9 protein-coding genes are annotated in these 16,447 nt (G+C 49.8%); all 9 read right to left on the reverse strand.

Annotated features, from left to right (window positions below; translation table 11 throughout):
* Positions 1–424: 424 nt before the first annotated feature.
* Entirely contained in the window at positions 425–3,706 is a 3,282-nt protein-coding gene (locus tag H164_RS0109180) for a glycosyl hydrolase (RefSeq protein WP_019968340.1), read from the reverse strand.
* Positions 3,707–3,732: 26 nt separating this feature from the next.
* The gene (locus H164_RS0109185) at positions 3,733–5,034 is read right to left on the reverse strand and encodes a histidine-type phosphatase (protein ID WP_019968341.1); all 1,302 of its coding nucleotides are present in this window, start codon (positions 5,032–5,034) and stop codon (positions 3,733–3,735) included.
* A gap of 70 nt (positions 5,035–5,104) precedes the next feature.
* Positions 5,105–7,063 carry a glycoside hydrolase family 97 protein gene (locus H164_RS0109190; protein WP_019968342.1) on the reverse strand — a complete coding sequence of 653 codons (1,959 nt, stop codon included), beginning with the start codon at positions 7,061–7,063 and terminating at the stop codon, positions 5,105–5,107.
* Positions 7,064–7,611: 548 nt separating this feature from the next.
* Positions 7,612–8,376: a glycerophosphodiester phosphodiesterase gene (locus H164_RS0109195; protein ID WP_019968343.1), complete on the reverse strand. Its 765-nt coding sequence runs from the start codon at positions 8,374–8,376 to the stop codon at positions 7,612–7,614.
* A gap of 48 nt (positions 8,377–8,424) precedes the next feature.
* Positions 8,425–9,438, reverse strand: a complete 1,014-nt coding sequence (locus tag H164_RS0109200) for a DUF6528 family protein (RefSeq protein ID WP_019968344.1) — start codon at positions 9,436–9,438, stop codon at positions 8,425–8,427.
* A gap of 14 nt (positions 9,439–9,452) precedes the next feature.
* Positions 9,453–11,033 (reverse strand): RagB/SusD family nutrient uptake outer membrane protein, encoded by a 1,581-nt coding sequence (locus H164_RS0109205; RefSeq protein ID WP_154652135.1) that lies wholly within the window; start codon positions 11,031–11,033, stop codon positions 9,453–9,455.
* A gap of 10 nt (positions 11,034–11,043) precedes the next feature.
* On the reverse strand, positions 11,044–14,364 hold the full coding sequence (locus H164_RS0109210) for a TonB-dependent receptor (protein WP_019968346.1): 3,321 nt from the start codon (positions 14,362–14,364) through the stop codon (positions 11,044–11,046).
* A gap of 142 nt (positions 14,365–14,506) precedes the next feature.
* A complete protein-coding gene (locus tag H164_RS0109215; protein ID WP_019968347.1) occupies positions 14,507–15,508 on the reverse strand; it encodes a FecR domain-containing protein in 1,002 nt (333 codons plus the stop codon).
* A 193-nt stretch (positions 15,509–15,701) separates the two neighbouring features.
* Positions 15,702–16,301: an RNA polymerase sigma-70 factor gene (locus H164_RS0109220; RefSeq protein ID WP_019968348.1), complete on the reverse strand. Its 600-nt coding sequence runs from the start codon at positions 16,299–16,301 to the stop codon at positions 15,702–15,704.
* Positions 16,302–16,447: the final 146 nt, after the last annotated feature.

Genomic DNA, 16,447 nt, shown 5'->3' on the forward strand with positions numbered 1-16,447 from the left:
GCGTCCGCGCAAGGTTAATAACAAACAAACAGCACGGTTGTTGGAGCGAATGCACGCAGCATTTTGAGCGGACGCACGGACCGTGCGTCCCTACATACGCCTAATCGGTTTTTCATATCAGCCATTTTACGCGATGAAATGGCTGAGATTGCACAGTGAAATGGGTCATATTGCGCGGTAATATGGCTGACATTGGAACGCAGAATGCAAGTCGTTGATTATCAATGTTGCCGACACTCCGTTCCGTTTGAATACATGTAGGGACGCACGGCCCGTGCGTCCGCTCGCGTTTCAGTTGACAATTGACGCGTAAACGGGCGAACAAGTTGATTGTTGCGCAGCATGTAGGGACGCACGGCCCGTGCGTCCGCTCCGATGTCCATGCGTATTTGTCTCCCATCATTTATCGATTGGGACCGTCACTTCACTTCAAACGATAGGCACGGAGCACGACGGGGCCCAGCAATCCCGATGGCCGAAGGGGTGAATCGGCCTTGTAAAAAGGATAACTCGTGTAGGAGTGTGGCGTTTTCACGTTCGGTTGACTGTCGCCAATCAACCGATTCGGCCAGAGATTGGTGACCTTTACCTCCAAACAGTTAATGCCTTTGCGCAGTGCCGGCCTGATGTTTGCCACGTAAGGAGACTTCCAAAGCACGCCCATAGACCGGCCGTTGACGACGAGTTCGGCCATATCGCCCACCTTTCCCAAATCCAATGTCACCCTTGAAGCCCGTTTCAGCGTTTTGTCGAGCCGGAAGTGCGTGGTATAAACGGCTGTTCCCGAGAAGTATTTGACGGCGGTGTCGGCCAATTCAGTGTAAGAGCGCAATTTATCGAGGTGCATTGGGCCGGGACCGTCGGGCGTTTTGCCGAAAGAAACGTTCCAAGTTGTAGTCACGGGCCACGTGCTGACGAGTTCTTCCCGTGGCGTTTCGAAATGTGTTAGCGTAGTCGGTTCGTCAAACACGACAAACAGCGCGTCGTTCTCCGTCAGATGGAGCCGGACGGTCGTTTGTTCGTTCTCCATTCGATAGGCAACGGCCTCTGTTCTGCCCGTTTCGGGATGCCACAACCGCGGTCTGCGCCCCGTCACACGAAAGGCAATGTCGGCCATTCGCTGTCGGGGGCGCATGTTGCCTATCCAATAGATTTCGGCTTCGGGTAAAGTGCGGTGGACAAAGCGTAGGTCTGACATATCATTACAGGTAACGTCGGGCCTCACGGCCATTGCCTTCAAAGCGTCTTCTACCCGCGATGCAACGAGAACATTGGGACGGTTGGTGTGCCATATGTCGTTTATCAAGCGGCGAAACTCTTCCTTGTCGCCCGTCAGCGATGGCTCCTCGACGGGTTCTTGGCCGCTGACGAACGCTCCCTGCCTGACCAATGCGGCAATCTTCCGCAGTACGGGAAGCGACATGCGGGCAGCATTCTTATCCAAGAAGAGCAAATGATAACGCGCTCCACTGGGTGTTTGCAGTCGATTGTCGTGACAAGAGACGAGATGCATCAGTGCGTCGGCGTTGATATAATCGAAAGCGTAGCCTGACGGTATGTCGGGAAGCTGCCACGAGAAGATTCCGGTGATGCAATTGTCCTCACCGTAATAGTAAAGAACATCGGCCACGTTGTGCCCCTGCTGCAACAAATAAGAGCTACGTGCAAGGTAATTGATCCAAGGTTTGGCCTGATTGGCCCACGTTTCGTGCCGATTGAACCAATGACCATACTGCGCCAAGCCCAGACCCGGCCGCTTGTCGTCGACGGGTTGATGGGCCGAGTCGTGCAAGAAGAACTTGTTCACGCCACAAGCCAATGCCAAATCGGCCACGGGTTTCAGGTTGCCGGGAAAGAAAGCATAGGCGCGGTTGTTCAATCCATCGACCGTGAAACTCTCGCAGGCGACGATTGGCTTTCCATAAAGATGGGCCGTGGAAGCCGTTTCGCGGATATCGCATTCAGACATGACATGGTTTGCGCCGCCAGCACTGTCACGTGCCCAGATGGCGGCCATCGGAACGTCGGCCCATTTCTTCACTTCCATTCCGTCAGCCAAATAAATACGGCCGTTCTCGTGCGACTCAAAGTAGGTCTTCATGCCCCATTGCCTCAACACCCTTGCGGTTTGTCGGTACAGATTGTCGGCAATCAGTTCGCCGATGGTCTTGCGCCAATCCCACAGGAACTGTTCGCTCTGCCGCACACTGCCAATGGGTTGCCCGGTCAATACTGGCAACCACTTGAGTAAACCGTAGCCGCGGCGTCTCTCAAACTCCTCGGCCATGCGCTCGGTCCACGTTTCCCATCCCGCTTCATAGCTGTCGATGAGGAACGAACGAATACCTTTCGCCCCCATGTTTCCCTTAGTTGCCTGACGATACATCTGCAGATAGGTCGTAAGGTAATCGGAAACGGCTGCCGAATCCAGCTTGTCGACTTCCAATCCCGTGGCTTCGGGCGGTGCCGGATGGTTTTTCTTCCCTGTAAGCGAGCAGCCGAAGCGATAAATCCGCCATACACCTGCCGGGGCATTCCACGTCAAACGTCCGTCGGGAGCGACTTTGTCTGTCAGCAAGACAACATCGGCAGCCGAAGGTACATCGGCATCTTCGGGCGTTGCATAGCGCATCATGTCGTGCGGCGAGGCATAACCGGCCTTCTCCTCCGCGTGGTTTATCTTCGTCACGGGGTAGAATACCAACTCTGAGACCTTGATATCGCGGGCCGGTTTGGCTCCCCGCATCGCGGCTTCGAAGGTCTCTACGACAGGATTGTCAAACACAATGCGAAAGACCTTGGCCGTTGTGGGAGGGATTGTGACGGTCTGACAGACGATGCCACCGTGCGGAATGTCGCAAATACGGCGGAAATGCACGCCATCATCGCTCACCTCGACATGTTTCAACACCGGCGCAGGCGCACAATACCAGTTGTGCCGCGCCCTGCCGTCGGCTATACGGACAGCTTTCATGGTCTGGGGTGTGGCAAAGCGATATTGTATCCACGCATAACCGCGGCCGTCGTCGCGTGGCAAAGAAGACGCATTCGTCAGGTCACCGTCTGTCAACTGACCGACCGTAAAGCGGCCCCCGCTTGATTCCACGACTGCGCCGAGCTGCGACAAGCTCCTGTCCGACGAGCTCAAGCGTACGCCCACCACGGCGATGTCATGGTAATAGCGGTCGGCTTCGGTCACACCTCCGGTCTTCAGGTTCTGATAGCGGCCGGGCATCTGATAAGGTTGAGGCAGCGATACCGTGATTTTCCGCCCGCCGTCAACGACAAATTCGCGCCACACCAACTTTTTCATCGCGCGTGCGGGGCTGACCCACGGACCACCGGTATTGCTCCAGCCCGGCGCACTCGTAATACCGCCCTCCATCTGCAGCGAGTCGAGAAGATGCAAAGCATATCGGAACGCATCTTGCCAGCCCTCGTCCATATAGATCAGACGCTTGCCCACAACCTGCGGCGTCTTCATTCCCGCATCGAAATGGTGAAGTCCCGCAATTCCCACGCGATCCATCCACAGGATATCCTTGCGGATACCGTCTTTCGTTACGTTCCCATTCATCCAATGCCACCAGACACAAGGGCGCGCCGAGGCTGGCGGAGCGACGAACAGCCGCTGCAACTGGGCCGTCTGCGCATACAGTATAGACCCCGAAAGCAGCAGAAAACTGAAGAAAAAATAGCGTTTCATCGTCCAAATTATTTGTGGTTACATTTCTAATTGCCCTGCAGATGCCCCGCATAGCGTTTCAGTTTCTCAAACACATACGCCTTGAAGTCTGTCCAATGATAATAAGCTTTGGCCACGACCGGAAGGGGCAACATCGCTTCGTTCTCATTCAAAAGCACTTTGAAAAGCACATCTTTCTCTCCGCGCATGCGACGATAGAAAACGAACTGCAGGTTACAAGCCATCGGGTAAATCCGATAGTTGCGCCAACCGCCCTCGGCCAATTTCTCCAAATCGGTTATCTGTTTTCCGAAGCCATTGACGTCGAGCAAACAAACCAACGGCATCATCATCGTATCGTGCCCATAGCGCAGCGTTACACCCGGACGTTCAAGCGCAATACAGCTGTCGGCCTCTTCTATAATCCTGCGAATAAGGAAACGCTGCGAATATACCTGCAGTCCCCCGTTCAGCGGACTCGGGCCATAGTTGATATACCACCACGCGTTCTTGCGCAACCAGCAATCATACAGCTCCTCGTCGGTGAACAAGTCGTAAAGAGTCTCGCTATGGCGCAGCTCTGTGCTTTGCACATTGCAGGCCAGATGATAAAGCTGGTCGTTCAATTGCAGGGCATTGATGGAGTCCCGCCAATAACGTTCGTCGTTAAACAGCTTCCGCATCAGGGAATCACACCGCGCATGACGTGCAGAGAAAGCCGCGAAGGCCTCCTTGGCAGTGGGCGTCATTTTCAGGCTGTCGAGATGCGCGTCACGGTAATTCATGTAATACATGTCGTGCCGAGAAGCGTCATGCTTGATTTGTAGACGAGAATTCAGCACCAACAACTGCTGCAGCGCGTTTTCCATCGATAAAATACAGCGAATCACCACCGTACTCTTAGCGTCTACCACGGCCCGTCCTGCGAAGATGCCCGGGAAACGCTCATACATACGTCGCGCAATGTCCTTATGCTGCCGTGCACCCAGTTCCGTCAATTCGCCCTCACGTCCTCGCGCCTCTTCACGAAAAAGCGCCACTCGGCGGAGAACATCCTTTCCAAAACGTGTGAGCTTGCCTTGCTGCTCGGCCCGACGAAGGGCCACGAACGGTCTGTTATAATCGTTCACATTGATTAGATAGCGCGAACCGTGCCGCCCGTAATGACTGATGTAGAACGGCACATAGCCCTTCGGCGCCGGCGTGAGCTTCTGGTTTGCGGGCCCAGGATAGGCCACGTAGTTATTTCCCGAAAGGTTTTTATTCAGAAGTATCTCTCTGCGCGAAGTTTGCGCCGCGATGCTGATGGGAAAACAAAATAAAACTGCAACGAAAATGATGTTTTTCATACCTTATTATATTAGTAACGGCTACCGTCTGAGATGCTCGGCGGCAGCCACCTATTTCTATATATCCTCATTAACGGCGCGCTATGACCGCTGCCCAACCGCCATTTCTGACCATATCTATAGTCAGCTCCGTACCGTGGTCTACATTTTGCTCGCTCGTGCGATAGTCCATCGCCTGATAGCCGGCGTTCGGTCCGTCACAGAAAGCAGAAATCCGATAATCCACCCCGGCCGACAGAAAATCGAGCCGCACACGGAAATGGCGCACATTTTCTTTGCCGTTGCAGAAGCCACCCACAAACCAGCTGTCTCCCTTGCGGCGCGCCACGATGAAATACTCCCCTGCGCTGGCTTCCAACACACGCGTTTCGTCCCACGTAACCGGCACAGAGGCAATAAATCGCGTGCACTCCTCGTTTTTATAGTAATTTGTGGGATTATCCGCCAACATTTGCACGCCACTCTCAAAAATCACATATAAAGCCATGTTGTAACACCGTGTGCCGATAGCGGCCGAGTTGGGACGCACAGAGCGATACACCTCCGGTTGCATGTTGATCATCGCGCCCGGTGTATAATCCATCGCACCCGCTGTGTTGCGGATAAATGGATAATAAACCGTGTTTTCGGGCGTGCATCTGCTCATCATCTCCATGCCCACAACACCCTCGTACGACAGCACATTAGGAAACTTGAATTCCAATCCCGCCGGACTGTAGGCTCCATGGAAATCGACCACCAACTTGTGTTTGGCAGCCGCTTCTGCCACGCGTTCGTAAAAATTAACCATCCACTGATGACTGTGGTCCATAAAATCCACTTTCACACCGGCCACGCCCCATTCCTCATATTTTTTGAACAAATCGAAGTGCCGCTCAACGGTGAGCCACGATAACCACAGAACGACGCCCACGCCTTTCGATTTTCCGTAGCGAATCACCTCCTGAAGGTCAAGCGCATCATTTGGCACGAAAGGATCGCGCGTAGATTTGGCCCAGCCCTCGTCGAGCAGAATATATTCCAAGCCGAAACGGGCAGCAAAGTCGATGAAGTATTTATAAGTTGCCGTATTACAGCCCGCTTTGAAATTTACATCTTTCCCATAGGGTGTGGCGCCACACCACCATTCCCACGACACTTTCCCCGGCCTTATCCAATCAGTCTCCTGCAATGCGCACGGTTCCGAGAGCACCACGGGAAGCGTTTGCATGGCTATCTCCTTCGAAGTCCCCAAAACCATATAGCGCCAAGGAAATGCGCGCGTTCCATTCGTGCGCGCAATATACGTCTCTTCACTCGTTACATTCATCGCACGGTCACTCTCTTCGGCCCACGCCAGTGGGCACTTGGGAAATGTAGCCGAGAAGCCGCCGCTTCCGTTGCGCTTTAAAAACATTTTCGGATAATCGAGCACACCTGTCTCCGACACCAATACGTTCATATCGTCTTTTCCCGTTAGCAGTGCAGGCAGTGTCGCCATTTTGCCGTCTGCAGGAGCAAAGAGTTGCTGGTGCACGTAGCGCGTCTCATACGAGGTGCGGAACTTGTCGGTTGGTTGTAAATGTGCCGTCATGGGTACAATCGTTTGCAGATTGAAACTTTCGTCATCAACATCGAGCATCTTTCCCAATCGAGTCGCAAATCGATAAGCAACGGCATGGTCTGTCACCCTGAATTCTATGTAGAAATTTCCTTTGAACTTCAAAACGGCTTTTCGATACTTCGTCTCTATGCGCGAAAACTTCAACGGAACAACCGGTTCTTTCGTCTCATTTACAATGCTTGAGTTGGCCGATAGTAGTTTGGCATTCCTCCCAAGCGTCCCTTTATTCGTTGTCAACGTTAAGTTGTTCTGCCGTAAAAGTTCTTTTCCGCCGAACGACACGCTGTAAGAAATCTCCTTGTCGGTCTGAACCGCAACTTTAATTTTTCCGCCCGGCGACAAAAGTTCTAATGTAGCAGCCTCAGCCCTTAGCCCGAGCAATGCGCTGAGCACAATTATTGTTCTTATGAATAATCTGAATATCATGTTTATAATATAAAAAGTTATTTCTATCCGTTTCTATCTAAATTATTTAAAATCCATTTGGCGATGATGCGGCCGAGGCCTCGGAAAGTAAAAATCATCTGACGATGGCATTTCCGAGGCCTCGGAAAGCAAAAAATCATCTGACGATGACATTTCCGAGGCCTCGGAAAGCAAAAAATCATCTGACGATGGCATTTCCGAGGCCTCGGAAAGCAAAAATCATCTGACGATGGCATTTCCGAGGCCTCGGAAAGCAAAAAATCATCTGACGATAACATTTCCGAGGCCTCAGAAAACAAAAAACCATTTGCAAATAGTAAAAAATCATTTGTTTCTAAGTAAAATCATTCATGAAACACCTTTACACTTCCCTATCGTATAAAAAGTTGTATGTCAGTGCTGTACACTCCCCTCCCTTGAGAGAGATTGAAGTTGGGCATCTCAATTCGTACTCCCCTCCCTTGAGAGAGATTGGAGTTGGGCTTCTCAATTCGTACTCCCCTCCCTTGGGAGGGGTTGGGGGTGGGCTCCCCCCCCCAAGGATAAACTTAATGCGCTTTGCATACCTCAATGGCTTCAAGAGGTTTGTTAGTTGTAAGGAAATCCACTCCTGCCGCTTTCAATCGTCGCATATCTTCTACTTTATCGACTATCCACACGTTCACGTCCATGTGTAAACCGTGCGCTTCGTCTATCCAGTGTGGATTTTTATCAATAGCCTTTAGGCTGTAATCGATACCCGTGAGCCGTTCAACAAAAAGCTGTGCCGGCGTACGGTTCCCCGATAAATACGCCACTCTCGCCTTGGGATTGCATTTAACCAATTCAAGACACGCATCAAGACTAAATGAAATATACTCCACCTTGTCCGCCACGCCATATTCGTCAACTGCTTTCAAAGTGGCACGTGCGGCCTCTTCATTCTGTGGCTTGGTTTTGTGTCGTTTAATCTCAATGATGAGTTTAGTCTTGCTCTCGGTTTCCTTCATCATTTGAAGCAAATCTTGCAATTGCGGCATTTTTTCACCATTCGAGAGCGTCAGCTCTTTGCACTCCTCATACGTGGCCTGTTGCAATACCACTCCCTTATAATCTTCGTCATGATTCACCATCAAATGTCCGTCGGTCGTAAGCCAGATGTCGATTTCCGAACCGTAAATGTTCAGTCGGAGCGCATTCTGCAGCGATGCCCTTGAGTTCTCGGCTGCGCCCGGCGTATCCCAATAGCCCCTGTGGGCAATCACTCTGCACTGTCCCCACGCAATTGTTGTTCCGATAAGGACGAACAGCAAATTTATAAATACTCTTTTCATTTTTATAAGTATGTAAATTCAAAATAAATGTTCCAAGTTGCGCGCGTATTAACGGCTCTGCGTAAAAGTATGCTCGTCGGGATAGCTGAACGCGTTCTGCAACATCCAGCGCGCCTTGTATATTTTGGCATTAGGCTTCATGTAGATTGTTCGGCCGCCACTGTCGATGACCCTGTCAGACCAGTAGTTTTTATTGGGCGCAAGTAGAACGATGGGATATTCCTTTGGACCAGATGAAATACTCTTGATGTTGCTCGTAACCGCGCCCGAGAATTTTGTAAAAGTCTTTGTAGTTACATCAAACTTGTAAACCGCCGAGACCGTTGTAACCCAAAGCCCCTTCTCGCCGTACACGGGAAAGAGGTCGTGAGCTTCGGCCGCTCTGTCGGGCAAGGCGAACGTCTCGCGAGGAACGAGGGCCATCTTCCCCCCACTCTTCTCATAAGCCCAGCTCAGCAGCTTATCGTCGGCCGTAGTCCACAGTCGGAAATGCTCTCGGTCCCAAACGGCGTTATGCGCAAAAAAGTTGTCGAACTCGCCAATCGGTTCTTCCGAATAAACTGCCGTGCTGTCCACTTCGTACAGCTTCAATTTGTTCCCCAACTTGTCGGGCGCATCCGAGCAGGCCACCACGACGTTCCCGTCGGGCAACACCTCCGCTGAATGCGGGTATCCCATAGGCAACGCATAGAACATCAGCTTGCTGTCGCTCATTCTCACGATGGCAACACCGCCGCGCGTAGCCGTAATCAGCAGATATTTGCAATTGTAAATGGGCTTTACTTCATCAAGCAACGTAAACTTCGGCTTTTCACTGTCGGGGATGTTCGATTTCTGCGGGTTCCACTCCCACACACGTTCGCCGGTCGATACGTTGACAACCACCGCTTTGTCTTCTTGTTGGTCTGCCATTGCCAGCAGCCGGGCACCGCCTTCTACCGTGTTACTCAAGGGTGGGAGCGGTATCATCGGACCGTAAGTCTCTTCACACGAGGGGAGCGTCCCCACGCCTATCAGCAGCAAGCAATAGGCTAACAGTTTGTTTTTATTTAGTTTCATCATAAGATTGTTTGTAATTACCAATTGGGATTGTTGGGGGCTAATTTCGGGTTATTTTCCATCTGCTTGGTCGGTACGGGCCACCAATAATCGCGAGCGGCATTGAAGGTACGCCTCTCGATAACCGTTCCGTCAAACTTCTGTACGTCGATATTATTCATTTGGGTCTCGGACAAGCGCAAACGACGCAGGTCGTTATACCATGTCCCTTCTCCCGCAAATTCTATTCTGCGTTCGTAAAGCAGGGCTTCTGTCACCGCTTCGGGCGTGGAGGGATAGTTCAATGCGCCTGCAACGGTAAAGCCGGCACGCTTGCGAATGGCCTTCACGGTCTGTTCCCACACCGTGGCATCCATCTCACCCAAAGCATTCTTTGCCTCGGCATACATCAACAGCACATCTGCATAGCGCAGCAACATGATATTGATGGGCGAACAATTCTGCCCCAAGTTCTTGTCGGCCTTGCTTGGTGCCTTATCTGTGTAGACCGTGTATTTTCGATAGATAAACCCGGTTTGCTTGTTGGTAAAGTTCTTGTTCGTATTATTCGCCGTGACCTTCTCACCCATCCATGTAGCTCCCGGATAAACAATGGTAGCATAGAAGCGTGGATCCATGTCCTTATAGCCCTTCGATTTCTTATAGGCAGACGCGGCACGCTTCTTTCCATCTTTCATCAAATACGCGTCTACGAGATCTTTCAGCGGTGCCGCTCCATTATACTGGCGCATTACAAGATCGAAACTATGTCCGTTCCCTTTCGGTGAGGAGATACATTCGAGGTCAAAAATGGATTCATCACAGCCCTCCGCTTTTAGCGTGAACAGTTCGCCGTATTTAGGATATAGGCTATAAGTGCCCAGGTCTATAACAGCTTTGGCGGCATCAGCAGCTTCTTTCCAACGCTCCATATTGTTATTTGGATTACAGAGCGGACTTGCCTCAAACAATAACAATTTTGCTTTCAATGTCAATGCAGCTCCTTTCGTAGGTCTTCCGGTCCCCTCTTTACCATAGCTTGTAGGCAGTATAGGAGCAATGGCGTCAAGTTCAGACACGATAAAGTCTACTATCTTGCGGTGCTCGGTACGAGGCAAATACGTTTGTGATAAGTTGGGGCTTGAAGTTATTAAAGGAGCCGAATTGTAATAAACCGCCAAAAGATAGTAATAGAAAGCACGCAGAAATCTTGCCTGCGCTTTCATCTTGTCAATATCATCAGCCGAGAACTCTTGGTTCTTATCGATATTTTCCAACAACGTGTTGCATCGACCGATACCGACGTAGCAATTGTGCCACCGCCCTGAGATAACGGAGCCGTCGGCGGTATGGCTTCCTTTTGCAATATCACTCCAATTTAGGCTGTTACTGTAGCAATAAGCATTCGGAGTGGCACATTCTTCCAATGTTACCGAGGCATCACCAAACATCGTATTGCTTAAAAGTGGTAGGTAGCACGCCGTGAGTCCACCTTCTGCGTTCTTGGCACCATACCAAAATGTGTTATCTGTATAAGAGGTCGTCGGTTCAAAATCCATATTGCAGGAGCAAAGACCGATGAGCGCAGCTCCCAAAAGGATATTTTTTATTGTTTTCATAATGCGATGATTAGAAAGTGAGGTTTAGACCGAAAGAAAAGGTTTTTAAGTTAGGATACTCATAGAGATTGGTTCGTGTACTGGTGATTTCCGGATCCCACAGCTTGAAATCTGACAATGTCCACAAATTCTGGGCACTCACATACACTTGAAGGGCGGTCGCATGCAACGGAGCGATTATTTTTCGTGGCAGACTATACGCCAATTGTATGTTCTTCAAGCGTAAATAAGCACAATTATACAACCACTGCGTAGAGGGTATAAAGTTTTGTGTTGCATTCGTCGCTGTTGTCAGCAAAGGAAGTTTAGCTTTGGGATTCTGCGGCGTCCACGAATTGGTTGCCCAATCCATTGTCACACCGGCTCCGTTGTTAAACGGATAGGCCAGATTATCTTTCAAATAAGCATAAACGGAACCAACTCCTTGGAATTGGGCTTCAAGAGTAAGCCCCTTCCAACCACAAGACATACCGAAAGAATACGTCAGTTCGGGGATAGAGTTCTTCGTAATGATTTTGTCTTTATCATCAATGATTCCATCGGCATGGTTATTGGCATAACGAATATAGCCGGGACGCAGACTGGCCTTGTTTCCATAAACGGCAGTTGCATTGTCTATCTCTGCCTGATTCTGGTAGAAACCGTCTGCTTGATACACATAGTAGGAGCGAATGGGATACCCTTCTTTGGTTATTTTAACATTATCGCCCGATATAATCTGACTGCCGTTCAACGATACGACCTTATTCTTCACATAACATACGGACCCTTGAATGCCATAATAAAAATCTCCCAAATGCTGACGCCATGAAACTGACGCCTCGAAACCCCGGTTTCGCACTGTTCCCACGTTGGTTTTGGGCCCTGAAAGGCCTCCTAATTGCGCCGGGACTGTACGCGACATAATAATATCGTAGGTACGTTTGTTGAAATAATCGAGTTCTACGTTCAGTTTCCCGTTAAATGCCAGCAAATCTATGCCGATATTAGTGGCAGCTGTCTTCTCCCAACCCAGATTCGGGTCAACAAGACCAGTGATGGCATACCCTCCGGCAATCTTATTCCCGAAAGAATAATTCTGACTTAAACTCCTATAAGTCATATAATAGCTGTAGGGGTCGACGGATTCGCTTCCCATTATACCATACGAAGCCCGTAACTTCAACAAATCAATCTGTTTGATTTTGAAGAATTTCTCACGACTGATGTTCCAACCGGCCATGATTGAAGGGAACCATTCCCATCGGCGTTCGCGAGAAAGATTGCTCGAACCGTCATAGCGCAAGGTTCCTTCCAACAAATAGCATTCATTAAAGGTGTAAGCCAAACGTCCATAGAAAGAATTGATACGCTTCTTACTCGACGAACCCGTAGCCTTTGCGAGCGTTTGATTGGTCAATGCATCGAACTCCTCCAATGTGTTGTCGTTAAAGCCTTCGTTATAAGCCTGAAAGTTCGTACTGCCGTTATGTTGCCAATCCTGTCCTATCATCACATGGATGTCATGCTTTCGATAAGTGTTTTCCCATACGAGCCGATGCGAAATCGTATATTGATTGGTCACTGCGTCAAATTCTTTCAAACGGGGCGCACTGTTGTTGAATTGCTTCACGTCTCCTGTCTTAGGATTAATGGTGTGCATCAAAGGAATAAAATTCTTACTGAAATGGTCGATACGCCGAAATCCTAACGTTGCATAATATTTAAGGTGCGATGCCAACTGTACATCCGTACCCACCGTGGCTAACAGCTCTTGGAAATTACGATAGGTCACGCCCTGTTCTACTTCCATACGTGGGTTCTCCACATTATTACGACCGGGCGTAAACACCCATGTGGAACCGTATTTCCCGTCTTTATGATAATCCGAGAAGATAGGAAGACCCCGCATCACGGTCGACAATATCGTGCTGGTTCCATATCCCATCTCGTTGAAGTTGCGGATATTGCCCTGAACGGTCCCACTCAGATTGATTCCCTTTGCGACACGGGCATTTAGTTTCATGTCGAACGAATAACGTGCTGCATCATCATTCTTGATGAATACGCCGGTCTGCCCCGTATAACCCAGCCCTATTGTATAAGTGACATCATCAGTTCCACCGGATACACGGGCGTTATGCTGCTGCATGAAACCGTTTTTCATGCAGATTTTGAACCAATCGCTTGCCGGATATACGTCAGGATTGGTTTTCATCCCATCCATATATTCGTAAATCTGGCCGTCTGTATAAGACACGGCACCGGGTGCCACGCCCGAATTTATTTCGGCAAGATTGCGAAGCCGCATGTAAGCAATCGGGTCAGTAACGACATCAGGTAGATAGGTAGGGGCCTGTATGCCAAACTTTGCGTGGTATTCAATCTTCGGACGCCCTTTCTTGCCTTTCTTTGAAGTGATGAGGATAACGCCATTGGCAGCTTTCAAGCCATAGATAGCCGCCGACACGTCTTTCAACACGCTGATGGATTCTATCGTGGCCGGGTCGATTTCGTTGATACTGTACTCCACTCCGTCAAGCAATACCAACGGTGCTCCACCGGTAGCATTCAGCGAATTCACGCCACGAATGGTGATATTGGCATTGTCAACACCCGGTTTCGCTCCGCTTTGATTGACCCAAAGCCCCGGTGTATTATAGAGCATCTGCGTGGAATTGGTGATGGGCTGGTTGGCCTTCCGTTCTGCGTCAATTGTTGCGACAGAACCGGTCAACGATACTTTCTTTACAGTTCGATAACCCACCACGACCACTTCGTCAAGCGCCTTGTTGTCTTCAGACAGCACGATATTGATTGCTGAACGATTACCAACATGCACCGTTTGAGGCAGATAACCTATATACGAAATCTCCAGCGAGGAATGTTCCGGAGCGTCTAATGTAAAGTTACCGTTAACGTCGCTTACCACGCCTTGCCCGGTAGCCTTGACTCTGATACTGGCCCCGATAATCGACTCGCCATTCCGGTCTTTGATAGTTCCCGAAACTTTATGGGATTTCTGTTTCTCCGACTTTGTAGAAGGAACCGAGCGAGATGCCGGCTTTGACACGATAACATTCTTACCTTTTATTTCGTAAGCAACGTCCTGACCGGCTAAAATCTGTTGGACGGCTTGCCGCAGGTTGGCCGCAGAAACCGTTATGTTCTTCTCGGTGTTCAGGTCGGTTCCCTCATATACAAAAGAATAGCCGCTCTTTTGCTGCAGTTCTTCCATCGCCTGTTTCACGGTAACGTTTTTCAGATTCAAGGAAAGGTTTTGTGCAAATAATGATAAACTGCCACAGACAAAAGCCAATGTTATGATCCAATGTCTTTTTTTGTCATTCATGATAATGTTGTTTGAAGGTGTTAAAAATAGGAATAAATGATACGCAAAGCTTTCGGAAAGCATTCCGAGAGTTGCTTTCGTGCTTAGGGCGAGAAGGAGGTTATTCGTTTCATCATAATGGTTTTAAATGGTTTATTGTCGATTAATAGATAATCACTTTGCGTCCGTGGCTCTTGTAACGCAGCTTACCTGTCGCGGCAAAAGCATCGAGTATGTCTTGCAAGGACTGTTCCTGCGGATTGAATGTGCCGAAGAAACGCCGCCGGGCCACACGGTCGCCTTCGAAAGAGATGACTACGCCGTAATAACGTTCAAGGTCTTTCACGACTTCTCCGAGCTTTTCGCCATTAAAGGTGATGATGCCGGCAACCCATTGCGTTGACGCTTCCACGGGAGCATTCGCAACTGAGACCTTTCCCGACGGCTTTTCCAAGACTGCTTGTTGGCCCGGCACGAGTATCATGTCGCCGTCCTGACGCACCAAACTGCTCAGTGCAATCTCTCCTTCCGTCAGTGAAACGATGCTCCGTTCATCGCCGGGATAATCCTTAAAATTGAACTTCGTGCCCAAATCGCGCACTTTCAGATGCTTTGATTCCACGATGAAAGGTAGCGCTTTGTTCTCTTTCACCTCGAAATATCCCTCGCCCGAAAGGCGGACGTGCCGATCTTCGATGCCGAAGCGCTGTGAATAGGTTATTTTCGACTGGGCATTGAGCCAAACCGTCGTACCGTCTGGCAGCGTCAGCTTCATGCGTGAGCCTACGGGCGTCTCGATGACGACGTCTGCCACCGTCCGAAGGGCACGATTCGTCCAACCCACGTACACAAGACTGCTCACAACCAGCAACGCCGCAAAGGAAGCTGCCGCGTACCACAGCCTGCGTCGATGCCTTTTCCGGATCAACGTGCTTGCTTCGTCAGCCATACGCTGCTTGAACAAGGCAAAGGCTTTCTGCGAATCATACCGACCCAGCGACGCTGCATCGGCCGAAACCCAAACCTCCCGCCATGCGTTGAAATAGGTTTCGTTCTCCGGCGCGGCCGAAATCCATGTGCGAAGCTCCTGTTCCTGCGGGGCGGTCAGTTCGTTGGCCAGATAACCCACGATAAGGTCTTGAATGTGATGGTCTGTTGTTTTCATAAATGGTTTGTTATGTTGATGACGAAATAAAATAATCAAAGGGTAGTCGGAAAGCAATTTTTTTGCAAAAAGTTTGATGCCTTTCCCAAAAAGCTATTGAACTTCTTCCAAAAAGCTCATAAGCTTTTCCGAGATTGCTCATAAGCTTTCTTGGGAAAACAGTTTATAAGAAGTATTTTCAGCCAAAGGGACATCAGCATCCGGGCAGCAACATCAGCACGAGCGAAATGAGATAGCGGTGCAAATCTTTCGCCAAAAGCTCCAGTGCGTGCTTGATATGATACTTCACAGTGTTGATGGAGATGCCTGATTGGAGGGCAATCTCATCATATTTCAGCCCCGAAAAACGGCTCATCCGAAACACCTTTCGGCATTCTTCGGGCAACCGACTGATGGCTTTCGCGATTTCCTCCTCAAGTTCGTTCTCCAATAAGCGCCCCAGCGGATAACTGCTGTTTTGCAGGCTGTCGATGCCGGGCATTTCCCGAGGGCTTATCCCCGACATCTGTACTTCGCGCCGGCGATATTGGGATTTCAATTCGTCTAAACAGCGGTTGTGAACACAGCGAACTAAATAATTACGAACAGATGTATTGATCGATAAACGCTCGCGAGCCTCCCACAAATGAAAGATAACGTCGCCCACTATCGTTTCTGCCAAGAAGTCATCGTGCACATATTGCACAGCGATGTGGCACAAAACAGCATAATGCCTATCGAATAAGTATCGATAAGCACGCTCATCTCCTTGTTTCAGGGCCTCGACGATCAGCTCTTCGTTATAGGTTGTCATATTTTTCTGTCACCGATTTTGGGTGCAAAGGTAATGCTTTTTGACTGTCCGCGCCTGATGTCTGCCGAAAAAAAAGCCGTTTCTGCAGGCGAAGAAAAGCCAAATGACGGGCCAAGTTCTTGCAGGTTCGGGAAGAAATGGATAAC

The sequence above is a fragment of the Segatella maculosa DSM 19339 = JCM 15638 genome, from assembly GCF_000382385.1.
GTDB classification, from domain to species: domain Bacteria; phylum Bacteroidota; class Bacteroidia; order Bacteroidales; family Bacteroidaceae; genus Prevotella; species Prevotella maculosa.

Excerpts from the sequence above, each read along its gene's own strand:
- H164_RS0109180 (WP_019968340.1), bottom strand. The coding sequence starts at position 3,706 with ATGAAACGCTATTTTTTCTTCAGTTTTCTGCTGCTTTCGGGGTCTATA.
- H164_RS0109185 (WP_019968341.1), bottom strand. The coding sequence starts at position 5,034 with ATGAAAAACATCATTTTCGTTGCAGTTTTATTTTGTTTTCCCATCAGC.
- H164_RS0109190 (WP_019968342.1), bottom strand. The coding sequence starts at position 7,063 with ATGATATTCAGATTATTCATAAGAACAATAATTGTGCTCAGCGCATTG.
- H164_RS0109195 (WP_019968343.1), bottom strand. The coding sequence starts at position 8,376 with ATGAAAAGAGTATTTATAAATTTGCTGTTCGTCCTTATCGGAACAACA.
- H164_RS0109200 (WP_019968344.1), bottom strand. The coding sequence starts at position 9,438 with ATGATGAAACTAAATAAAAACAAACTGTTAGCCTATTGCTTGCTGCTG.
- H164_RS0109205 (WP_154652135.1), bottom strand. The coding sequence starts at position 11,033 with ATGAAAACAATAAAAAATATCCTTTTGGGAGCTGCGCTCATCGGTCTT.
- H164_RS0109210 (WP_019968346.1), bottom strand. The coding sequence starts at position 14,364 with ATGAATGACAAAAAAAGACATTGGATCATAACATTGGCTTTTGTCTGT.
- H164_RS0109215 (WP_019968347.1), bottom strand. The coding sequence starts at position 15,508 with ATGAAAACAACAGACCATCACATTCAAGACCTTATCGTGGGTTATCTG.
- H164_RS0109220 (WP_019968348.1), bottom strand. The coding sequence starts at position 16,301 with ATGACAACCTATAACGAAGAGCTGATCGTCGAGGCCCTGAAACAAGGA.